The 21,685-nt window shown below is 43.3% G+C and carries 18 protein-coding genes and 1 pseudogene; 7 read left to right on the top strand and 12 right to left on the bottom strand.

Annotated elements, in window-relative coordinates; genetic code table 11:
* Positions 1–1,020: calcium-binding protein (locus tag IM496_RS21750; RefSeq protein ID WP_287663302.1), on the top strand; the 1,020-nt coding region annotated here is incomplete at its 5' end.
* Positions 1,021–1,443: 423 nt separating this feature from the next.
* Here IM496_RS21750 and IM496_RS21745 read toward each other — a convergent pair.
* Together IM496_RS21745 and IM496_RS21740 are read right to left on the bottom strand one after the other, a co-directional pair.
* Positions 1,444–1,899 carry a peroxiredoxin gene (locus IM496_RS21745; RefSeq protein WP_104395260.1) on the bottom strand — a complete coding sequence of 152 codons (456 nt, stop codon included), beginning with the start codon at positions 1,897–1,899 and terminating at the stop codon, positions 1,444–1,446.
* Positions 1,900–1,948: 49 nt separating this feature from the next.
* Positions 1,949–3,643 carry an ABC-F family ATP-binding cassette domain-containing protein gene (locus tag IM496_RS21740; RefSeq protein WP_194014904.1) on the bottom strand — a complete coding sequence of 565 codons (1,695 nt, stop codon included), beginning with the start codon at positions 3,641–3,643 and terminating at the stop codon, positions 1,949–1,951.
* 135 nt (positions 3,644–3,778) lie between these two features.
* On the opposite strand from IM496_RS21740, the gene IM496_RS21735 reads away from it, so the two are divergent.
* Positions 3,779–5,422 carry a CocE/NonD family hydrolase gene (locus IM496_RS21735; protein WP_194014902.1) on the top strand — a complete coding sequence of 548 codons (1,644 nt, stop codon included), beginning with the start codon at positions 3,779–3,781 and terminating at the stop codon, positions 5,420–5,422.
* Here IM496_RS21735 and IM496_RS21730 read toward each other — a convergent pair.
* The 3 genes from IM496_RS21730 to IM496_RS21720 all read right to left on the bottom strand — a co-directional run bounded on the left by IM496_RS21730 (position 5,405) and on the right by IM496_RS21720 (position 9,050).
* Positions 5,405–5,980 (bottom strand): Alr1449 family protein, encoded by a 576-nt coding sequence (locus IM496_RS21730; protein ID WP_002741242.1) that lies wholly within the window; start codon positions 5,978–5,980, stop codon positions 5,405–5,407. The genes IM496_RS21735 and IM496_RS21730 overlap by 18 nt on opposite strands.
* A gap of 115 nt (positions 5,981–6,095) precedes the next feature.
* Positions 6,096–7,055 (bottom strand): aldo/keto reductase, encoded by a 960-nt coding sequence (locus IM496_RS21725; protein WP_287663299.1) that lies wholly within the window; start codon positions 7,053–7,055, stop codon positions 6,096–6,098.
* 498 nt (positions 7,056–7,553) lie between these two features.
* Complete coding sequence (locus tag IM496_RS21720; RefSeq protein ID WP_194014898.1) at positions 7,554–9,050, bottom strand: SLBB domain-containing protein; 1,497 nt, start codon at positions 9,048–9,050, stop codon at positions 7,554–7,556.
* A gap of 130 nt (positions 9,051–9,180) precedes the next feature.
* On the opposite strand from IM496_RS21720, the gene IM496_RS21715 reads away from it, so the two are divergent.
* Entirely contained in the window at positions 9,181–11,379 is a 2,199-nt protein-coding gene (locus IM496_RS21715) for a phosphoketolase family protein (RefSeq protein ID WP_287663297.1), read from the top strand.
* Positions 11,380–11,445: 66 nt separating this feature from the next.
* Here IM496_RS21715 and IM496_RS21710 read toward each other — a convergent pair whose 3' ends face one another.
* Positions 11,446–12,381 carry a 2OG-Fe(II) oxygenase gene (locus IM496_RS21710; RefSeq protein WP_287663296.1) on the bottom strand — a complete coding sequence of 312 codons (936 nt, stop codon included), beginning with the start codon at positions 12,379–12,381 and terminating at the stop codon, positions 11,446–11,448.
* 84 nt (positions 12,382–12,465) lie between these two features.
* Between IM496_RS21710 and IM496_RS21705 the strand changes: the two genes are divergently transcribed.
* Together IM496_RS21705 and IM496_RS21700 are read left to right on the top strand one after the other, a co-directional pair.
* The gene (locus IM496_RS21705; RefSeq protein WP_287663294.1) at positions 12,466–13,593 is read left to right on the top strand and encodes an ABC transporter permease; all 1,128 of its coding nucleotides are present in this window, start codon (positions 12,466–12,468) and stop codon (positions 13,591–13,593) included.
* Between the two features lie 95 nt (positions 13,594–13,688).
* Positions 13,689–14,897, top strand: a complete 1,209-nt coding sequence (locus tag IM496_RS21700) for a glycoside hydrolase family 10-like protein (RefSeq protein WP_287663293.1) — start codon at positions 13,689–13,691, stop codon at positions 14,895–14,897.
* On the opposite strand, the pseudogene IM496_RS21695 reads toward IM496_RS21700, so the two are convergent.
* The 4 genes and pseudogenes from IM496_RS21695 to IM496_RS21680 form a co-directional block, all read right to left on the bottom strand.
* Positions 14,894–15,153: pseudogene (locus IM496_RS21695) on the bottom strand (IS1 family transposase); the annotation flags it as partial. The gene IM496_RS21700 and the pseudogene IM496_RS21695 sit on opposite strands and share 4 nt — an antisense overlap.
* A gap of 628 nt (positions 15,154–15,781) precedes the next feature.
* The gene (hpsU, locus tag IM496_RS21690; protein WP_046661380.1) at positions 15,782–16,372 is read right to left on the bottom strand and encodes a hormogonium polysaccharide biosynthesis acetyltransferase HpsU; all 591 of its coding nucleotides are present in this window, start codon (positions 16,370–16,372) and stop codon (positions 15,782–15,784) included.
* Between the two features lie 5 nt (positions 16,373–16,377).
* Positions 16,378–17,328 (bottom strand): glycosyltransferase family 2 protein, encoded by a 951-nt coding sequence (locus IM496_RS21685; protein WP_194014888.1) that lies wholly within the window; start codon positions 17,326–17,328, stop codon positions 16,378–16,380.
* 149 nt (positions 17,329–17,477) lie between these two features.
* Positions 17,478–18,143, bottom strand: a complete 666-nt coding sequence (locus tag IM496_RS21680) for an urease accessory protein UreF (RefSeq protein WP_287663291.1) — start codon at positions 18,141–18,143, stop codon at positions 17,478–17,480.
* Positions 18,144–18,385: 242 nt separating this feature from the next.
* Between IM496_RS21680 and IM496_RS21675 the strand changes: the two genes are divergently transcribed.
* Entirely contained in the window at positions 18,386–18,997 is a 612-nt protein-coding gene (locus IM496_RS21675) for a DUF8692 domain-containing protein (RefSeq protein WP_104395249.1), read from the top strand.
* 1 nt (position 18,998) lies between these two features.
* Here the strand turns inward: IM496_RS21675 and IM496_RS21670 are convergent, their stop codons facing one another.
* Positions 18,999–19,502, bottom strand: a complete 504-nt coding sequence (locus tag IM496_RS21670; protein WP_287663289.1) for a MogA/MoaB family molybdenum cofactor biosynthesis protein — start codon at positions 19,500–19,502, stop codon at positions 18,999–19,001.
* A gap of 460 nt (positions 19,503–19,962) precedes the next feature.
* Here IM496_RS21670 and IM496_RS21665 point away from each other — a divergent pair, with 460 nt between their 5' ends.
* A complete protein-coding gene (locus tag IM496_RS21665) occupies positions 19,963–20,826 on the top strand; it encodes a helix-turn-helix domain-containing protein (RefSeq protein WP_194018409.1) in 864 nt (287 codons plus the stop codon).
* An 82-nt stretch (positions 20,827–20,908) separates the two neighbouring features.
* On the opposite strand, the gene IM496_RS21660 is transcribed toward IM496_RS21665, so the two are convergent.
* Positions 20,909–21,421 (bottom strand): hypothetical protein, encoded by a 513-nt coding sequence (locus IM496_RS21660; RefSeq protein ID WP_002779035.1) that lies wholly within the window; start codon positions 21,419–21,421, stop codon positions 20,909–20,911.
* Positions 21,422–21,685: the final 264 nt, after the last annotated feature.

Genomic DNA, 21,685 nt, shown 5'->3' with positions numbered 1-21,685 from the left:
GGCTCGGTGTCCGTGGCAGCCGATAGCTACAGTGACGTGGCCGGTAACAATGGTGGAGCGGGTACGGATACGGTGACGATTGACACGCTCAATCCGACCGTGGGCATCACCTTCGACAACTCACCGCTCACCAGCCAGAACTTTAGCACCACGATCACCTTCCAGTTCAGCGAAACCGTAAGCGGTTTCACCGCCAGCGACGTGACCCTGACCAACGGGGTGCTGAGCAACTTCACCAGCGTTAACGGCGATACCTACACCGCCACCTTCACCCCTACTGACTTCCAGTCGCCAACGGGAACAGTGGCAGTGTCCAACGACTATTTCGATACCCTTGGCAACCAGGGTGTTGCCAATTCCGCCACCATCGCCATGACTGTGGGCGGCGGTCCTGACCCGAATGATGGTCCGTCTGGAGGCGATAGTGTGATTGGCTCAGGTACAATTGGCGCGGATTCCATCACCGGATCAACTGGTAACGACAACCTTAGCGGCCTCGAAGGCAACGACACCATCAATGGCGGCGACGGCAATGACACCATCAACGGCGGCACTGGCGCCGACATTATCAGCGGCGGCACCGGCAACGACAACATCATCGGACTCGGCGGCTTTGATCTGATCTACGGCGGATCCGGCAATGATACCATCAATGGTGGTAATGGTAATGACACCATCGTCGGCGGGTTCGGCAACGATTCCCTCACCGGTGGCGGCGGCGACACCTTCCGGTTTCTGAGCATCTACGACCAGCAGGATGTGATCACCGGTTTCAACGACACCATCGTGTTCGATATAACCGGTGCCAGCGCCTTCACGTCCCTGGGTAGCGGGGCTTTGGGAACCACAACCTACACAGGTGCAATTGCTGGCGGTTACCTCACCTACAGCGGCGGGGTACTCTCCTACGATGCCGATGGCTCTGCGGGATCAACCTTCAGTCCGTTGGCGATCGTCACGTTGACCGGAACTCTCACCCCCATCCTCTCCGACACCAACGTGCTGTTCCAGGCGCTCTAGCTCAAGCAGGCATTCCCCGTCTTATTTCTCCGGCCCCTGCTGGCCATTATTACGGGGAATGTTCTTAACTTCTTCTGCTCTGCACCTGCTGGTAATGATTTGGTAGTAGTGGTGAACGATATTGCTTATCGAAAAAATCGGGTCTAAAACCCCGCCTTAAGGCGAAAAGTTTTTGGAGCGGGGCATATAGTCATTTCAGATAAGTCTGATACAGTCTAGACCGACAAAATCCTTATGAACTCTGGGATTGATATTCTCAATCTTAATTGAAATGACTATAAATCTCCGTTACAAAACCGGCCTCCGTTCGGCGGTTCGGCTGAGATCACCGTCGAAGCCTGCCCCCTGCCTTCGTTAACGGATAGATGTTGTAATTTCTTCCCAAGTAATTATCTGATCGGGATTTCTTTCATAATCATCAACTTAAAAAGATTTAATCGTGTTTAAAGATTCGGTAACGTGAGCTTTAAAATCTAACATAGAATCAAAAATATGTCTGACGATTCCCTGTTTATCAATGATATAGGTTACTCGTCCGGGGAGGACGAACAAAGTAGAGGGAACACCGAATAACTTCCGCACTCGGTTATCGCTATCACTTAAAAGAGTGAAGGGAAGATTATATTTTTGGGCAAATTGTTGATGAGATTGGGGACTATCGGCACTAATACCAATAACTTCCGCACCCGCATCGGTAAACACTTCATAACTATCGCGGAAAGCGCAGGATTCTGCGGTACAACCCGGAGTATCATCTTTGGGATAGAAATAAATTACTAGGGATTTTTTACCGATTAAATCGCCGATATTAACCGTTGCCCCTGTTTGGGAAGGGAGAGAAAAATTGGGAACTCGATCGCCTACTTTTATAGCTGCCATAAGATTAATTAATCGATAGATAATAGTGGATAGGGTGATACTTTACATTCTAACCTTTTTTGGCCTTTTGTTTAGCGCGTTTAGCGGCAGCTTTAGCCGCTTTTTCGGCTTCAATACGTTTTTGTTCGGCTTTTTGTTTTTCTTCGTCTAGTTTTTCTAGATAATAGTGATAATCTCCCGCATAGACAATTAATTCGCCATCCCGAATCTCGACAATTTTGTTAGCTACCTGGGAGATAAAATAACGATCATGGGAAACAATTAAAACCGTGCCTTCATAAACTTTTAAAGCCGATTCTAACATTTCCTTAGCGGGAATATCGAGGTGATTAGTGGGTTCATCGAGAATTAATAAGTTAGCGGGAGCAAGTAACATCTTGGCCAAAGCAAGACGCGCTTTTTCGCCACCACTCAAAGATTCTACTTTTTTTAATACCGTTTCCCCACTGAATAAAAATCGCCCTAAAAGACTGCGAACTTCCACATCTTTCCAATCGGGAACTTCATCGTGAATGGTATTTAAAACAGTTTTAGTTAGGTCTAAAGCTTCCGCTTGGTTCTGCTCAAAATAACTAGGAATAACATTATGTTTACCGATTTCGATCGAGCCTTCTGTGGGAGCTTCTAAACCAACAATTAAACGCAAAAGCGTCGATTTTCCCGCACCATTCGGTCCCAAAAACGCCACTCGATCGCCCCTTTCTATTTCCAGATTTGCTCCCAAAAAGAGAATTTTATCATCGTAAATGTGAACAAGATTTTTAATCGTTACCACTTCTCGTCCACTACGCACTGCTGGAGGAAACTGGAATTTTAAGGTACGCACATCGGCGATTGGCGCTTCAATTTTTTCCACCTTTTCTAATTGTTTTTCCCGGCTTTTTGCTTGGGTACTGCGGGTGGCACTGGCCCGGAACCGATCCACGAAAGCTTGCTGTTTTTCTAGTTCTTTTTGCTGACGTTCGTAGGCACTTAACTGAGCGGATTGTTGTTCGTATTTTTGCTGTAGGTAGGCAGAATAATTACCTAAATAAGTGGTAGAAACTCCCCTTTCAGTTTCGACAATTTTGGTACAGAGACGATCAAGAAATTCCCGGTCGTGGGAAACTATGACCATGGGAGTAGTTAAATCCTTGAGGAATTTTTCTAACCATTCAATGGTTTCTAAGTCTAAATGGTTAGTCGGTTCATCGAGGAGTAAAATATCGGGAGTTTGCAGGAGAATTTTACCTAAACTCATCCGCATTTGCCAACCACCACTAAAAGAACTTACCAAGCGATCGCCGTCATCAACAGTGAAGCCCATTTCCGGTAAAATTTTCTCGATGCGTGCTTCTAATCCGTAACCATCTAACCCTTCAAATTGTCTTTGTAAGCGATCCAATTGATGAATTAAGCGATCTAATTCTTCAGGATCAGCTTTTTCCATGTGTTGGGGAATTTCTATTAGTTGATGGTGGACTTGATTCGCTTCTTGAAACACCGTCCAAAATTCCTCGCGTACCGTCCGACGGGGATCCACTTCAAATTCTTGGGTAAGATAGCCGATATGGAGACTGGTAGGACGGATGATCTCCCCGGCGGTGGGTTCCACTTCCCCCATAATAATCTTCAGTTGGGTGGATTTTCCGGCCCCATTGACTCCCACCAACCCGATGCGATCGCCAGTTTTTACTTCCCAAGTGACATCTTTTAACACTTCTCCCGTCGGGTAAATCTTACTAATTTTCTCTAGTCGTAGCATCGCTGATTTTTCTCCAGTCCTAGGCAGTTGAGGCAGTCCGCCTTTATTGTAACATTTAGTTAAGCTTTATCTGGTCTTGGTCAAGTTTTCTCGATTTAGCCACCTGACAGTATTTTTGATCTGAAAGAGATAATAATGTTTAATCCCTACCCCATAAAAAAAGAAACAGCTAGTTTGATCACCAAAGATGGAATTAGTTTAGCTGCCGATATTTATCGTCCGGATAGTAGGGAATCTTTGCCCATTTTACTAATGCGACAACCCTACGGAAAAGCGATCGCTTCTACGGTGGTTTATGCCCATCCTAGCTGGTATGCACGTCAAGGTTATATTGTGGTAATTCAGGATGTCCGGGGACGGGGAAACTCGACGGGAAATTTTAATTTATTTGCCCATGAAATTAGCGACGGATTAGAAACTATTGAATGGGTTTTAACTATTCCTAATAATACGGGTGTGGTGGGAATGTATGGTTTTTCCTATCAGGGAATGACCCAATTATATGCGGCCGCTAATGGTCATGATGCTTTAAAAACTATTTGCCCAGGGATGATTGCTCACGATTTATATCGAGATTGGGCCTATGAAAATGAAGCATTTAATTTACAATATAATCTCGCTTGGGCAATACAATTAGCTGCGGAAACAGCTAGATTAAAAGGGGACGAAACTGCCTACCAAAAACTCTGGGCAGCTTCCCGAAATTTACCCCTTTTTGATCCTATTGCTGCCTATCCCCAAATTTTACAGGATTTAGCCGCCGATTCTTTTTATCACGATTGGATTACTCGTTATCTTCCCGATGACTATTGGCAAAATTTATCACCGCAAAACCTTTTAAAAAATATCGATTTACCGATGTTACATATCGGGGGTTGGTTCGATCCTCATCTCCGGGGAACTTTGAGTTTATACCAAGAAATGCAAGCGCGTTCTATCTATCCCCAACAGCTAATTATTGGTCCTTGGACTCATCTACCCTGGGGGAGAAAAGTAGGAGAGATAGATTATGGTCAAGAGGCAATTAGTCCTGTGGATAAAATGCAGCTGCAATGGTTTGATTATTTCTTAAAAGGTCAGGAAACGGAGTTATTAAAAAATCCTCCCCTGTATCTATTTCAAATGGGGTCTAATCAATGGCAATATCTGGAAAAGTTTCCCAGAGAAAATCAGCAAATTTATTATCTTGCTAGTCAAGGTTTAGCCAATCTGCGCGAGGATGAGGGGAAATTAAGCGCGATTTTGTTAGAACCTGCGATCGAGGATATCATAGTTCACGATCCTTGGCGACCAGTGCCATCTTTAGGAGGTCATAGCGCCCTACCGGGGGGAATATTCGACCGCACCATGCTAGACTGTCGCAGTGATGTGATTACCTACACTTCTCCTCCCCTAGAGAAAGATTTAACGATTTTGGGTAGTCCCCGTCTGGACTGTTATTGTCAAGCAGATGCGGTTAGTTTCGATATCTGCGCGGTGGTTTCTCAAGTTACCCCCGATGGTCGAGTTTTGAATATCACTCAGGGTTATAAACGGGTAAATAATCCCGAATCGCCCCTAAATATTGCCCTACAGGCCACTTTTATCACTATTCCTCAAGGTCATAGCTTGCGTTTGAGTCTCAGTGCCTCTTGCTTTCCCGCACATCCCGTCAACGCGGGAACCGGCAGCTATCCCCACGCAAGTCGAGCGATCAATTTTTCTACTATCACAATTAAGGTTTTTTGTCAAGGAAATTTTCCTGCAAAATTGCTATTACCTTTAGTCGGGGAAAGCTAAACCGCTGCGGGGATCGCGAATGTATAAACCTAACACCAGCGAGGAGATAACCGTATCCCAGACGGGGGTGAATTTGTCCGCATCATCGACCCAATAATCCATAGTAATTAAACATTGAACCCCAGAACCAATACCCACGGCAATGCGCGAATAAGCGGGTCGATTTTCTTGGGGGTCGATGAATTGAATTTGCACCCAAACAATGCGGACAGTTTGACGTTTTTCTTGGATAACTTCGCCGATTTCGTGAGGATTGCGGCTATCTTCACGAGCTAACTTTTTGACCATTCCTTTTAGGGGTAATTCTTTCCAATCTCCGGGGGGAAGTAAATTATAGGAAACCTCTAAACGACAATCATCATCGGGGGGTTTTCTATCTAAAAAACGAAAGGAATTATCATCGGGTTCAAAATGCCAATCTTGAGGAACTTCAAAGCGAACTGCACCGCGACCAGCTACAAAAATACTGTTACCCGGACTAGATTTCCAGTTATGATCTGGATTTAAGTCGAGGGTTTCTTTAATCCATTGCAGATTGTGTTTTTTCGATTTAGCCATAGGTATAATCCTGCGGTAAGAATCGGACTATAGCCATCATTATACAGGCTTTTTCCTGAGAATTAACCAAAACTTCTATCCTCACCCTTAGGATAACTGCTGCATAGCATAATTTTTAGAAATCCCACAGCACGGGATTATCATCTAAGAAATCAGTTACCTGTTTACTGATATTATCAATTAATTTTAGGTCTTCTGGGATTAAATTAATTGTCATTGCTTGAGCGTTATTAACTGCTTGAGCGGCATTTCTTACCCCAGCAATTGCATTAGTTTGAGGTTGCTTGATTAACCAAGCAAGAGATAATTGAGCTAGGGAACAATGATAGCGGTTAGCAATCGGTTCTAATTGATTTAAAGCCGCTTGTACCCTCTGAAAGTTTTCGCCATGAAAGAGTTTATTTTTAATTCTATGATCCTCCGCTTCTAACTGATAACCATTTCTAAATTTTCCTGTTAATAAACCTTGGGCAAGGGGAGAATAGGCCAGAATAGAAATATTATTTTCTATACAATAGGGCATAATTTCCTTTTCTACCGAGCGCCAAAAGAGAGAATAGGGAGGTTGAATACTCTCAATTCTGCCGTATTGACCAGCTTCTTCCAGTTGAGAGCGGGAGAAATTGGAAACCCCTATAGCGCGAATTTTTCCCTGTGCTTTTAGATAATTAAGAGCGGCCATAGTTTCAGAAATAGGCACTATTTCCGTGTTCCATGAGCCACTGGGCCAATGAATTTGGTAAAGATCGATATAATCGGTTTGGAGGTTTTTTAAAGAGCGATGGCAAGCTGCGATAACTTCCTCGTATTTGAGGTGATTAGCAAAGACTTTGGTGGCATAAATTACCCGTTCTCGCACATCGGACAAAGCTTGAGCGACAATCAATTCTGAGTGACCTTCCCCGTAGATTTCGGCTGTATCTATAGTGGTAATTCCTGCCTCAAAAGCGGCACGAATAGCCTTAATACTTTCCTCATCTTCAATACCTGCCCACATCTTTTTTCCTGCTTGCCAAGTACCCACGAGAAGGGGAGTAATTTCTATATTAGTCTGACCGAGATAGCGTTTTTGCATAACAGTTTTTTTGATGGGTTAAGTATGCTTAGGGTTTTAGTCGAGTTTAGGGTTTAAAATCTCAGGCTCTTCTCGACTTTGTGTGATAATTTTTGCTTATGGAATCGTGAAATGCTTATCGGGCAACACTTTTAGGACTATTTTGTCGAAGAAACTATCAGTATAGACCTCGTTTCCACACAGAAACCAGAAGAGCCAATCTCAGCTAAAGACGACTAAAGTGACAAGGATAAAAACTTTTACCAGTAGGGGTGTAAAGAACAAACTTAATAAGCCACAAAAAAGACCTAATAAGCAGGTACTGAGGCTAATTATTTCGCCGTGAACATTGTAGCTAATCGACAGGGAGATTAGGGCTAGAGTAAGGAGAAAAATCATAGTTTTCTTTCCTGAGTCTCTTGAGCAGAAAAGCCGTGACTGCTCACGACTTTTCGCCGTTTCTATATCTATTATTAGCTCGATTACTTAGCTAATGACATCCGGGTAAAGTAAACTTTTTTAACGGAAAAGATTTAAAAATCCGTTGAAGAGGCCTGTCAGACCGGTAAAGGGACTTAAAACCGTGCCGAGGGTGTCGGTGGCAGAGGCCAGATTGCTACGATGAACCACAACCACATCATTATTGCGGAGAATCGGGTTAGTTTTCTCGTTGATACCCTGGGAAAAATCGATGTTAATTGAGGTTTTGGTGACGGTTCCGTTAGGATTGAGACGAATTAATTCCACTGTGGACTGATTAGCGCGACGCTTATCAAAGTCTCCTGCGGTTAAAATTGCCTGATTGAGAGGGGTATTGGGAGGAACTTCAATTGTCCCCGGTCTTTTCACCTCCCCGACCACTTTTACGTTAATGGTTTTAGGGGCAAAACTGGCCGATGCTAGGGTTTCCGATTCTTTGGCCGAGATTTCAGTAGCGGTGGGGATAATCACGGTATCCCCTTCTTGAAGAAAGATATCGCCGGTCATATCACCTTTATCGAGCAAACTCCACAGATCTACCGGGATTTTCTGCTGGGAACCGTCACGAGTATAACGCAGCACTTGCACCTGTCGGATATCGGCGAGGGGTTTGATGCCTCCCGCTTGTTCGATAGCTTGCGTTAGTCGGGCCGGTTTCCTGGTGCCGCCGCGATCTTGGTCATTATTATTGTTATTATTGTTGGCAGTGGGGACAATGCGATGGGACCCCGGACGATAAACTTCTCCCACCACAGTAACATTAATTTCTCGATCGCTATCTAGTCCAAAATTGGCATCGGCTAATTGATTGACTTCCCCGACGCTAAGGGTCGTTTTAGTGGGAATAACGATGCTATCGCCATCTCTAAGGCTAATATCTTGGGTTGTATCGCCTTTTTGGATTAATTGCCAGAGATTCGCTTGTATTAGCTGTTCTTGTCCCTTGAGGTTGCGTCGGATTTGAACTTGACCAATATCGGCCACCGTAGTCACTCCCCCCGCTTGCCGGATTATTTCGGTCAATAGGGGCGTTTTTTGGCTTTGTTCGGGGTTAATTGTATAGGTACCCGGACGATTGACTTCCCCCGCGATGGCGATTTGCAGAGGCCGGGGGGTGAGAACGCTAACAGTAACCACGGGACGTTTGAGATAGGTGGTGTAACGTTTGGCAAGGGTTTGGCCGGCTTCGGTGACGGTCATTCCTTCCACTTTGACGCTACCAATGAGAGGTAAAGTTAGGGTTCCATCGGCTAAAACAAGGAAATCGCCGCTTAAATCCGCCACTTGGTAGATGGTGACGCGCACTTTATCCCCTTCTCCTAGGGTGTAATCTTTGCTTTCTCCGGGGATAGGCGCAATCGCTTCTTTAGGGGGTGCAGCGCTACTAGGAGGATTAGCTTGGACTGGGCGAGCTTCTAAGGAAGTTAGAGGGGCAATAGTGCCGATAATTAATAGATAACGTAGGGATTTACTGATTAAATCCTGCAATTGGTTGCTATTTAACATGATCAATAGGATTAATTTTATGGTTAACATTGGCGATCAGTGTAGCACAAATAGTCGATCGCCTATGGAAACCCCCTGTAATATCGCATCTATCGAGAGTTACCGCTAACTGTAAGATAGTTTTAATGATTGCCTGTATGTAAAGGGGTATATTAATTTTATGACAGCTACTAGCACAATTCCCGATTTTTGTCAAGGAATAAAATATTTTGGGGGTTCCTTACCCGAATTTGATAAATATGCAGGAAAAGCCGCTATTGCTGAGGGAAAAACCGCTATTAGTGCCGCTAATGACCCGAATGCTATCTATCAAACCCTCCTAGCCGCCGATGCTTTGCGTTACCTCACCCTACAAATCACCGCTACCAAAGAATCGGGACACCCCGGCGGTTTTGCCAGCGCTGCCGACGTGATTGCCTCTTTGATGATGTTAGGCCAAAAAAATATTTTCACCGAAGTGGGCCATCATGCCCCCGGTTTTTATAGTAACGTCTTTCTCGATCGCTCTCTCGAAGCCATGGGCATCAGCAACGTCACCGAATTGGGAGAACGTTTTCGGGAAAAACACGGACTTTTAGGGCATCTTTCCGGACAAATCCCCGGACTGCTCGGGCCGGCCGGTCCTTTGGGCCAAGGACAACATTTCGCCATGGCGGCGGCCAAATTACACCCTAATACCCTTTTCCCTGTGACTATCGGGGATGGTGGTTTAGGAGAACCCTACATTATGAGTAGTTTTGGTCATTTTCACACTGCTTATCCAGAAATTACCAATTTTCTGCCAATTTTAGTTTGGAATGGCTATTCCCAAGAACACCATAGCATGGTGTCCCTGAAAACTAACGCCGAAATGGAAGCCTATTGGCGCGGTAATGGTTTCGAGGAAGTGATTCTCATTAATGCCAAAGACTTCGATGATGCTAATCAAAAAGGGGAATATGTAGATAGCACCAAATTCTCTTTTAACCAGCGTCTGGAGTTCATGAAAGCGGTGTTAATGGCCACGGATAAAGCCGCCCAATTAGCCCTAGGTGGTAAACTAACGGTGATCATTATTAAACAACTTAAAGGGGCGGGAGTTCACAAACGGGGAGCAGCTTCTCATAATCTTTATCCAGGCGATTCTTTAGAAAAAGATTATATCGTTACTGCCTTACAAGAACGCGCTTTACCCCCTGAAGCTTGGGCAATTGTTCGTACTAATTTCGAGCGCTCTGGAGGCGGTCCGGCAGCAGAAACAGTGGTGACGGAAAAAGCCTTCCCGCTGCCGAATTTAGGAACCTTACCGATGACGGAATATACTGTGGGTGGCGATAAAAAAGTGGCCACCACTGCTATGGGGGAATTAGTGGTAGCTGTGGGTAAAGCTGACCCCAATTTTGTCGTCACTAATGCTGATGGTAATGCCGCTTCGGGAATTAATAATATTAACGTCGGTTTAAAGATTATTCACCCCACCACCGATGATGCCTATTTCCAAGCACCTAACGGTCAAGTTTATGAGCCTTTAAGCGAGGATGCCTGTGCTGGATTAGCCGTCGGTTTATCTCTCTTGGGAGGGCGGACTTTATGGTGTTCCTACGAGTCTTTTGCTATCAATGGTTTACCGATTTGGCAGACTGTAACCCAAGCGATGGCCGAGTTACGTCGTCCCACCCCTTCTACTATTACTTTATTCACCGCCGGAGCCTTAGAGCAAGGGCGTAATGGTTGGACACACCAACGCCCAGAGATTGAAAATTATTTCGCCGCTATGATGCGAAATGGTAATATTTTTCCTCTCTTTCCCTGCGATGCTAACAGTATTCAAGTCTGTTATGAATGGGCCTTAGGAACCAGCAATAAAGGCATTACAATCACCGCTAGTAAATCGCCTTTACCGGTGCGAACCACCTTTGAGCAAACCCATCAAGCTTTAGAAAAAGGCGGCGTAATTCTCCAGGAATCGGAAGGCAGTAAAAAAGTCGTTTTTGCCGTCATTGGTGATATGACTTTATTACCCGTCTTTGAGTCTGCCCAACAGTTAGAAGCAGCGGGAATCGGTGTAAAAATCGTCTCGGTAATTAATCCCCGTCGTCTCTATCGTCCTAGCGATGTGATGAGTGAAACTAGCTCGCAAGCGGATAATAATTTCCTCGATGATGCTGGTTTTGACAGTCTCTTTGCTGGTGATGCTTTAATCGGAGTAACCGGTGGTACAAGCGCCATGTTAGAACCGATTATGTTACGCAGTAATACCCGTCGGGATGTCTTCGCTTGGAAACGGGGAGAAACCACCGCCAGCGCTGGGGAAATTATGGCCTATAATGGCTTAACTGCCAATGCTTTAACTGCGCGTGCTACCGAGTTATTAGGCTAAGTTCCCAGTCAGTTTTTTTGATTATTCCCTACTTTCTTTGATTGGAAAGTAGGGATTTTTTTCTGGTCACTTTTGCCAACGGGGTAAACTTTTAATAATTTTCCATAGGCGAGGATATTGGAGGGATAGATAGCGCTTAATATGGGATTTTAAACTAACTAAATCCTGAGATTCTTTCAGTTCTCTATCTTGATAAAAACGAATTAAATCATCCCGTCTTTTCAGTAAAATTTTAATTTGTTGGTAATCTTCCGAGCTTAAAACTTGATGGGGTTGAATATTTTCTGGCAGCGGGCGCGGGATGTAAAAAGTTGTATGAGATGGGGATAATTCTTCGATAGGACGTTCTTTGGTATAGAGATAGATAGACAGAGATTTACGCGATAAATGCCGTTGATTTTCTGGTAAATTAATCTGAGAAAATCCATGCCATGAATGTTCATTGGTTTCAAAAATAAGACAACGATTAAAGATAGGGACAAAAGATTTAATCTTATTTTCTTCTGGTTGACGCGGATTGGAATGTAACTCTAGATTCCCTCCCCAATCTGCTTGCCATTGGGGATTTAAATAGATTAATAAATTCAAGCGGCGATGATACCAATGACGCTCATCGAGGTTAAAATCAATGTGAGGGTCTAATTCTTGACCCTGTAAATTTTCGTGGGTTCCACCCCCATAAAAACTAGGGTCTGGAATTAAATTATCGATACCAGTTAATTGGGAAATTAACTCTAAAAACTCTTGAGCTTGAATGTAGCGGCCAAACTGTTGATAAACACCCCCTAAACCGATTAAATCCTCATTAACTGCCTTCCCGCCAACTTTTCCTAGCTCACTAATGGCTTTTTGCGGATTAAAACTGGGAAAATTTTCCAGCAAAATTTGCGCTTGCTCCCCAACTAAAAAATTATCGATGACCAAATGCTTAAACGGTTGCGCTGTCTCAAAATCTTGACGATAGACAGGAGATTTCTCATAAACAAGGGGGTTGATAAACATTAGACAGCTTTTTTGTTGGTATGATAAATTGTAGCAATCAAACTAGCAAAATAAAGATTAACTCTCCTATTGACCTCATCGCCTATGGACTGGTGGCACAAACTCAAAGATAATCCTCTCGCCCGTTGGGGAGCAGTTTTACTGTTAATCTTCTATTTAAGCGTAATGGCGGCGGATTTTGTCGCTCCCTACTCTCCCTACTCCTCCCAACCCGGTCAGTCTCTCCTCCCTCCCACCCAAATCTTTTGGCGCTCGCAGTCGGGAAGTAACAAGGGTGAGTGGATTGGCCCCCACGTCTATCCCACCACTCAAAGTGCTATTAATATAGAAACTGGTGAGCGGAAGCTAATGAGAGATTTTAACAAACCATTGCCGCTGCGTCTCTTGGTTCAGGGTGAAACCTATAATTTTGGTCAAATTCGCCTACCTTTGCCACCAAAATGGGATGAAGTAACTTTATTCCCTGGTATCCCTTTTGATCTCCATCTGTTCGGAGTCATCGGCGATGGTAGAATCAATATATTGGGAACTGACGAATCGGGACGCGATAGTTTTAGTCGCTTGATTTTTGGGGGCAGAATTAGTTTATTTATCGGTTTGGTGGGGATTTTAATTTCTTTCCCTATCGGTTTATTTGTCGGTGGCGTTTCTGGCTATTTTGGCGGTTGGTTAGATGCGATTTTAATGCGTTTTGTGGAAGTTTTAATGACTATCCCCGGCATATATTTACTCGTGGCCCTAGCGGCCGTTTTACCCGCAGGATTAACCAGCACCCAGCGCTTTTTATTAATCGTCCTGATTACTTCTTTTATCAGTTGGTCGGGATTAGCGCGGGTAATTCGCGGTCAAGTTTTATCCCTGAAAGAACAGGAATTTATCCAGGCCGCTAAAGCTATGGGAGCAAAACCCCTTTATATTATTCTGCGTCATGTGCTGCCCCAAACTGCCAGTTATATCATTATTTCTGCTACGTTAGCCGTGCCGGGGTTTATCGTCGCCGAATCGGTTTTAAGTTTAATTGGTTTGGGAATTCAACAGCCGGATCCTAGTTGGGGAAATATGCTTTCTCTGGCTACCAATGCCTCAATTATTGTTCTACAACCCTGGTTAATTTGGCCACCTGCTTTGTTAATTATTCTCACCGTTTTAGCTTTTAATTTACTCGGTGATGGTTTACGCGATTCTCTAGATCCTCGCAATTTAGAGAGATAATTTAGTTATTTTAACCATTATCAGTTATCAGTTATCAGTGAACAGTAAACAGTTATCAGTGAACTGATAACTGAAAAGTCTCTCCACTTGCCATTATGAATAGAATCAGTAAAACCTTTAATAATTTCGCCGATGGTTTGGTTATTTATAGTCAAAGATACGGGAAAATAAGCTGGTTAATATTTTTAATTATCTTTGCTTGTATCATGACGATAACCTTTAATTACCCGGCACAATCCAGCAATCAAACCCAAGAAAAACCCGAAATTCGTGGAGTTTGGTTAACTAATATCGATAGTGAGGTATTATTTAAACCAGAAACCCTAAAAGATGCCCTTGATAGGTTGGCTGATTTAAACTTTAACACTATTTATCCCACGGTCTGGAATTGGGGTTATACACTCTATCCTTCTAGGGTAGCAGAAAAAGTCACAGGACGAGCGATCGATCCCCATGAATCCTTAAAAAATCGTGACTTTTTAAAGGAAATGATTAGCCAAGGTCATCGGAAAAAATTAAGAATTATTCCCTGGTTTGAATTTGGTTTTATGGCTCCCGCGGATTCAGAATTAGCCAAACGACATCCCGATTGGTTAACCCAAAGACAGGATAAAAGTGTGATTTGGTGGGAAGGAAAAGTGCATCAACGGGTGTGGTTAAATCCCTTACATCCGCAAGTACAAAACTTTATTACCGATTTAGTCAGCGAGATTATTACTAACTACGATATAGAAGGAATTCAGTTTGATGACCATTTTGGTTATCCCGCCGATTTTGGCTATGATGAAACGACGATTAAACTCTATCAAAGGGAAAATTCTGGACAATTACCACCGCAAGATTACCAAGATAAAGCATGGATTCAATGGCGGGCCGATAAAATTACTGACTATATGAATACTTTAGCCCAGACGATTAAAAAGCACCAACCTACGGCGATTATTTCTCTATCTCCTAATCCCTACACTTTCTCCCTAGAATCCTATCTTTTAGATTGGCAAAAATGGCAACAAAAAAACTTGATTGATGAGTTAATAATACAAGTGTATCGAACTGATATGAACGCCTTTGACTGGGAATTATCCCAACCAGAATTACAGCAAGCTAGAGAATCTATCCCCGTAGCTATTGGGATTTTATCTGGTTTAAAAGGTCGTCCGATTCCGATGGTTAATATTACTCAACAAGTGGAAAAATCGAGACAAGAAAATTTTGGCGTTTCTTTCTTTTTCTACGAAACTTTATGGAATATGAGCAATGAATCTCCTTCCTATCGACGTAGGATTTTTCGGGAAATACTCTAGTCTGCTAATCCAGTGGTGATTCGGTAGTAGTTATGACGGCTTAATCCTTTGCTTTGCTGTGCATTGTAGTCATGGATAAAATACCAAAGGGTTCCCCAACGTGATTCTCCATTTTTTTAGAGAAATATAGACTCTCTCTCACCAGCCGAGAAATCCTTTGTCGAAAGGTATTATTTAATCTTTTAATAGGATTAGTTTGACCAGTTTCTTTTCCGACCGGTCGATGACGTTTACTCGGAATCACTGTCTTATAAGCTAAGACGCATTTAAACCGCTTATTCTTAGATTAGCCGAACCTCCCCCAATCCCTTTACTGTTGCCTCTTGCCTCTTGCCTCGTCTCAACAAGCAATTTAAATTACGAACAGCTTAATTGTTTAGTTTCGTCAGAGACGGTTTTATTAGTGGGATTGATCACCAACTGACGACCACACTTCGACAGGCTCAGTGACCACATTCTTTACATTGACGTTTGAGTTTTCCATTATGAATAGAACCATTCTTGATCCTATGGTGAGAACCACAATTAGTACAGGGGAATAGAGGTGAACTAGGGGGGGTATTTTGTTCCGTGCTAGACTGATACTAAATCCGTTGAGCATAGGCTACATATCAGGAGAGGCAAGAGGTAAAAGGGGGAATAAATAATCAGTTTTTAATGACCGAATTTAGTATGATATTTGAGTAAGCCAGACAGGAGCCAGAAAAAGATATTTATCAGAAAAGTCATGATCAAGCTAGAGGTTTAAAGACTGATTCTAGCCAATTAAGATGATGATTATCTAACAGTTATTTCCTGTCGTTATCATTACCAAGATTAGTGCGATCGCTGATTTTGGATGGTGCGTGTTTGCGGCAATAATCTCTGATAAAATGCCTCTTAGCTTAACTACTATAAGAATTCATCTTTCTATCGTATTGAGGACGACATGGGCTGCCCCAAGCGACCTTTTGAGCGGGAATATCGGCAAATACGCTGCTTCTTGCCCCAATAACAACATTAGAGCCAATTTTTACCCCCGGAGCCAGGAAACAATCGGCGGCGATCCATGTACCATTACCGATGAGGATGGGAGTGGTTTTTAAGCCAAAAGAGCGATCGCCAGGATCGTGACTGCCAGTGCAAAGATAGCATTTTTGAGAAATCACACAATGACTGCCGATGGTAACGTTATCTAAACTATAAATCACCACATCATCGCCGATCCAAGTATAATCGCCGATCGCCACTTTCCAGGGATAAGTCACCCTTACCGTCGGGCGAATTTTCACCCCAAGGCCGATTTTAGCCCCAAATAGCCGCAAAACAGCGCAGCGAAAGCTGTCCATCTGGTGCAAACTGAGGGGAAAAAGAATTCCCTGTACTAACCACCAAAGTAGGATAATTGGATTAGAACGACCGCGATCGAACCAAGATTGATCGTAGGTACGCAGATCTAGCCACGCTTCCTCATCGGTGCGGATTTCTGGGGACATAAAACCTATTTAATCATTTCTGCGGGTTGAGGTTCCGAGGGTTTAATCGGAGGATTCGTCTGGGCATTAACGTTTAATTTACCGCCAAATCTCCGTAATTCGTACAATTTAACCCCTATTTGGTATTCGTACTGACTCAAAAGACGACCGTAGATGTAACCAGCTTTGCCATCCAAGAAACCGAGACGGATAAAATAAAAGAGAATAAAGCGCAGTAGCGGTTTAAAGGGCAGTTTTACCCAAATTTTCTTTAAAAAACGTTTTCTCTGCACTGCATCACCGAACAGGTGCGCTCCGATCGTACCACTTTCGTCATTACCCGTGAGAATATTGTAATAAACCCGCGCTTCCCAGTTGGAATAACGATTATGTCTTTCTAACCAATGATAGATATCGCGGAAATCGATGTGCAGCATATCATTTTTGAGATAGCCCACCTTGCCATCGAGGATAACGTGTTCGTGAACTTCGTTATCTCCCGTGTTGGGGATATCTTCCGTGTTTAAATTCTCGTATCTGCCCGACTTATGTTTAAATAAACGCAGATTCCAGTCGGGATACTTGCCACCATAACGAATCCACTGTCCGAGGAAGAAGACGCGACGATTGAGATAATAACCGTTATAGTTGGGATCTTGGATCACGGTGGCGATTTCGTCCCATAGTTCGGGGGTGATTCTCTCATCACAATCGACGATTAATACCCATTCATTGCGAAAAGGCAGATTATCGAGGGACCAGTTTTTCTTTTTCGGCCAACGACCATTAAAATGAAATTGGACTACATTAGCACCATAGTTTGTAGATATTTCGATCGAGCGATCGCTACTTTGGGAATCGACGACAAACACTTCATCAGCTCTAGCAACACTCTCTAAACAAGCTGGAAGGTTAGATTCCTCGTTTTTGGCGGGAATTAACACCGAAACGGGAATTTTTTCTGATTGACTAAACATTGGTACACTGTGGCTAGGTAGAGTGTTCGCACCTTTCCTTAAAACCCTTAGTTACTCAGAAAGCGAGAACTAAGACCTAAGATTTTTTTCAATCATACTATACCTTATCTGCTTTTTTCCGTCATTCTCCTGCTCTTCTCCCTAAATTTCTAACTGCGAAATAGACGACTATACTGGGTTTCGTGGTTCATACTGGCAAAACTTAGCCCCCAACTCCAACTGCTCAGGTTTTCATCGGCTAAACTGATAATATCTGCTGTTGCTGTTAATAAACTGGGCTGTAAACCAATCAGAAGGGATTGTCCTAGGGTTTGCCCTAGGGGAATTAAACGCAATCCTGCATTGATTAAATTACTTGCCCAACTGTGTAAATAGCCTAAAACCGCTAATTCTTCGCCAATTTGCCAATTACTTGCCCCGATCGCAAAGGCGGTGGCATAATTGGCCTGTTCCGGTAGATTATCTCTGTCCGCTGCTAACTCCCGCAATAGGTTTAACAGCGATCGCCCCATTTGCCAGCTTTGTTGTCTTAATTCGGCTGTTTCCCGCGTTGCCGATAACCAATTGTCCCAATAATTAAGTTTTGTAAAATCTTCTTGACAAAAACAACGATATACCCTTAGCAAAACAGCCGCTTCTAAGCGAATCGAGCCTTGACAAAGCGATCGCTGTAACCAATCATTTAAGCTGGCACTATTGGAGATAATCCCCTTTTCGACGAGGGTTTCTAGCCCTTCGGAATAACTATAGGCCCCCACAGGTAAAATGGGACTAGCCAATTGTAATAAACACAAAAGTTCTTTTTGATCGAGCATAGAAAACCGAGAAAATTGTCCTTAACACAATCAGGGAAATGCTTGGCGCTTCGTTATTTATAGCGTTTTTCAGTCTGCTGAGGTACAAAAGTTATGGGTTTTAGGCAAAAGGCAAAAGGCAAAAGGGAAGAAAAACAAGTGTACCTCACTAGCTTAGGAAACGCTATAGATTGAGCGGGTAGAAAGCGGCACTTTGTGAATTATACCGTGATTAATAGGCACAATTATCAACTGTTATACTTATGTCCTCACGAAAACAGCATTTTCTGAAAATAAATCTTGTCGTTCTCCTCTTGATTTTAGCTTTGATTGCTGGGGTTGATCGGGCAGAATTACCCTCTAGTCTTTTGTTTTATCCTCCCGCTACTCCCCCAACTCCGATCGCTGGTTTATTAACCCATTCTTTTCAGTTTCTTTGTTGTTTACCTCCGATTGTTTGCCTTTTTAGTTATGCTTTATTGTCCCGCAAGACAAGTTTCAATAATTCTGACAATTTCTTACTTTTTTCTGGTATAATAACGGGACTTTTTGCCATCAATGAAATCTTCAGAATTCATATCATTCTCCTCTATTTTAATATTCCCAAATTCTTGACTATCTCTGTTTATGGCCTCGCAATTCTGATTTATGGGTTAGCATTTTGGCGGCGAATAGGACAAACTTATTACCAAATTTTAATCATTGCTTTAGCACTTTTAACTTTTGCGATTACTATCGATCTTCTCCAGATTAATAATCAAGGTTTTGCTAGTCTAAGTGAAGGAATTCCTAAACTGTTAAGCGCAGTGAATCTGGCCAGCTATTTTTGGGATGTATCTTTTCAAGAAATTTCAGACAAGATAAAATCCCAATAAATTACCCATTCATCTGTTTAACCAGATGCAAGATTTCGGGAAGAATCAGTTTTTCTAGGGCTAATTTAACGGCATTAGTGGAACCAGGAAGAGAAAAGACTAATAAGTTTTGATAAACCCCAGCTATTGCCCTTGATGCCATGGCACGGGAGCCAATTTCTTGATAACTGAGATAACGAAATAATTCGCCAAAACCGGGCAAAGTAATCCTTAATAAAGGTACTAAAGCATCGTAGGTAGTGTCTCTAGGAGCAATACCCGTACCCCCATTGAGAATTAAGACTTTTATCTGATTTTGATTGCTAATCTCTGGTAAAATTGCTTGAATTTGTAAGGGTTCATCGGGGATAATTAAGTATAGGCCGATATCGTGACCCGATCGAGTTAGTAACTCTTGAATTATTTGGCCACTCCTATCCGTCTCTGGGGTACGAGTATCGCTCACCGTGACTACGGCACAGCTAAGGTGAAGGGGGGTGGTGTCGGGATGGGGAATAAAGGTCATAATTAGGGTTTGCTGAAAAAGTTTGTTGGTGGGGGCAGGGTGTGGGGTGTGGGGTGTGGGGTGTGGGGTGTGGGTTTTTACCGGTTTTGAGGTGGCCAATTACCTAATTTTCAGGGGAAAAGTACCTGAATTTCCCCCCCGACCACTCCCATATCCGGTACTTTTTGATTGACAAAAGGTCTAAAAGTCTTATCCAACAAGGTTTTTAGATTTATTCAGCAAGCCCTAATTAGCGATCAGATGAGAGTTGGAGAAAAACAAGCATTAAGAACAAATGTATGTATTATCTGGTCAGTGCAGTCACCCTAGAATAAAAAACTTAACTTTGGCAAATATTGCCGATTTTTGCCAGTTTTTGGAACCTTTTCGCCAGTAATGGTGACAAGGTAAAAGGACCTTCTAGAGAACAGATTATCCCAAAATAACAAAATCGAGATTATCATCTAAGTTGGTATAGATTATGACTGGAATTATGAGTCAACTCAGTCCCCTACAAGCCGAACAAATCAAGGAAATCGGGACTTATTTACGTCAAAAACGAGAAGAAAGCTGCCTGAGCATAGACGATATCGCCGCCCTGACGATGATTAGATTGCCAATGCTAGAAGCGTTGGAAACGGGGAATTGGGAGAAATTACCAGAATTAATTTATGTCAAGGGATTTATCAAACGCTACGGTGATGCTCTAAAAATTGATGGTAAAGCTTTAGCCGATCGCTTGTCTCCTAGTGCGGAACAATTAGCTCAAGAGGTAACTATCCCCAAAAAACTGCCCACAAAAGCTACCCCCATCCCCAAGGCTGAACCGGCTGCCCCAAAAGCGGAACGAGTGAAACCAGAAAAACCAGCCCCAGAAACTAGCTCCCAACCAGCTAAATCGACCTTTTTCGGGATATATCTCTGGTTAGGCTTGTTGGCGGGTATATTTTGTGGTATTGGCTATCTTTTCCTCCGTCCCCCTCTCTCTAACCCCCCTGCCGTTACTCCCTCTCCTTCCCCCGTGGGTTCCCCCGCACCGGTAGTCTCTCCTGCGCTGGTAGCCGCTCCTTCCCCTTCTCCTCAGCCAAAAGTTCCCCTCTCAGCCGAAGTAACTATTGAACAGGCCGCTTGGGTAAGGGTAATTGCCGATGGCAAAAAAGTCCATGAAGGCAATCTCCAACCTGGGACCAAACGAACTTGGACAGCCCAAAAGAGTTTAAATATTCGATCGGGCAATGCTGGTGCTGTTAAAATCTCTCTTAACGAAAACCCTGCCCAATTAATGGGTAAAGCTGGTCAAATCGGCGAAATCACCCTGACTGCACCCCCTCTCAGTGATCAGTAAACAGTAAACAGTAATCAGTGAACTAAAAACTCACATCTGAAAACTGAAAACTGATAACTGATAACTGATAACTGATAACTGATTAGGCTGCATCATCCCAGATGGGGGTAAGGGTTTGATAATCGTAGCGGGAAGCGTTGGGATGACAGGTGACACAGGTGGTGTGACCGAGAGGAGTGGGTAAATTGACCCTAGGATGCAAAACCTTTACATAGCTGGACTGTTCAATTAGGAGGGGAACAAAAGTAGTCTCCCTAAGAGGGCGGGAAGAATAACTGAGATAATCCCAGATAAGACGCTGAGTAATGCCGACAATTGGTTTTAAACGGATACCATAGTGAGAATTAGGATTTTCTAGGATTTTTTTCCAAGTTTGACTCGGTAGGATGCTGGGAGGAATGGCAATATGGCAGGTGGCACAATTTTCTAGATAGGTTTGCTCTCCAATTTGATAACGATTTAGCAATGTATCCGAGGAGGGAGATTGGGCGATCGCTGGTTGTTGAAGTAGCGAAGCCAGTAGAATACCCCCTAGAATACTGAGGAGAAAGAGGATCAGAAAAAAAATCGATTTCACTTGACCGCTGGAAGGCATGACTGGGATGACGAGTAATTGAACACAATTTTGACACTCTCGCCATCACAATGCCAAGCTGTGTGATGGGAGATTCTTGCTTCACAGAAACCTGCTTTTTGAGACGAATCCCAAGGAGTCTTACAGTAGACCTCTTGCATAAATCCGAAAACAAACGATAGAAACAATAATGGGAGGGACTTTCAGTTAATTATTTATTAGTAGTTGATAATCTTCAAAAATGTTGCTGTACAAGGATCGACTTAAGACTTTTGCAAGAGGTCT

It is taken from the genome of Microcystis sp. M049S2 (assembly GCF_020245625.1).
Lineage (GTDB): Bacteria > Cyanobacteriota > Cyanobacteriia > Cyanobacteriales > Microcystaceae > Microcystis > Microcystis ichthyoblabe_A.
This window is presented reverse-complemented; position numbering and strand designations above follow the sequence as displayed.

What these genes read in the sequence shown, in the direction of transcription:
- IM496_RS21745 (WP_104395260.1), bottom strand. Translation starts at nt 1,899, where the DNA reads ATGGCAGCTATAAAAGTAGGCGATCGAGTTCCCAATTTTTCTCTCCCT.
- IM496_RS21740 (WP_194014904.1), bottom strand. Translation starts at nt 3,643, where the DNA reads ATGCTACGACTAGAGAAAATTAGTAAGATTTACCCGACGGGAGAAGTG.
- IM496_RS21735 (WP_194014902.1), top strand. Translation starts at nt 3,779, where the DNA reads ATGTTTAATCCCTACCCCATAAAAAAAGAAACAGCTAGTTTGATCACC.
- IM496_RS21730 (WP_002741242.1), bottom strand. Translation starts at nt 5,980, where the DNA reads ATGGCTAAATCGAAAAAACACAATCTGCAATGGATTAAAGAAACCCTC.
- IM496_RS21725 (WP_287663299.1), bottom strand. Translation starts at nt 7,055, where the DNA reads ATGCAAAAACGCTATCTCGGTCAGACTAATATAGAAATTACTCCCCTT.
- IM496_RS21720 (WP_194014898.1), bottom strand. Translation starts at nt 9,050, where the DNA reads ATGTTAACCATAAAATTAATCCTATTGATCATGTTAAATAGCAACCAA.
- IM496_RS21715 (WP_287663297.1), top strand. Translation starts at nt 9,181, where the DNA reads ATGACAGCTACTAGCACAATTCCCGATTTTTGTCAAGGAATAAAATAT.
- IM496_RS21710 (WP_287663296.1), bottom strand. Translation starts at nt 12,381, where the DNA reads ATGTTTATCAACCCCCTTGTTTATGAGAAATCTCCTGTCTATCGTCAA.
- IM496_RS21705 (WP_287663294.1), top strand. Translation starts at nt 12,466, where the DNA reads ATGGACTGGTGGCACAAACTCAAAGATAATCCTCTCGCCCGTTGGGGA.
- IM496_RS21700 (WP_287663293.1), top strand. Translation starts at nt 13,689, where the DNA reads ATGAATAGAATCAGTAAAACCTTTAATAATTTCGCCGATGGTTTGGTT.
- hpsU (WP_046661380.1), bottom strand. Translation starts at nt 16,372, where the DNA reads ATGTCCCCAGAAATCCGCACCGATGAGGAAGCGTGGCTAGATCTGCGT.
- IM496_RS21685 (WP_194014888.1), bottom strand. Translation starts at nt 17,328, where the DNA reads ATGTTTAGTCAATCAGAAAAAATTCCCGTTTCGGTGTTAATTCCCGCC.
- IM496_RS21680 (WP_287663291.1), bottom strand. Translation starts at nt 18,143, where the DNA reads ATGCTCGATCAAAAAGAACTTTTGTGTTTATTACAATTGGCTAGTCCC.
- IM496_RS21675 (WP_104395249.1), top strand. Translation starts at nt 18,386, where the DNA reads ATGTCCTCACGAAAACAGCATTTTCTGAAAATAAATCTTGTCGTTCTC.
- IM496_RS21670 (WP_287663289.1), bottom strand. Translation starts at nt 19,502, where the DNA reads ATGACCTTTATTCCCCATCCCGACACCACCCCCCTTCACCTTAGCTGT.
- IM496_RS21665 (WP_194018409.1), top strand. Translation starts at nt 19,963, where the DNA reads ATGACTGGAATTATGAGTCAACTCAGTCCCCTACAAGCCGAACAAATC.
- IM496_RS21660 (WP_002779035.1), bottom strand. Translation starts at nt 21,421, where the DNA reads ATGCCTTCCAGCGGTCAAGTGAAATCGATTTTTTTTCTGATCCTCTTT.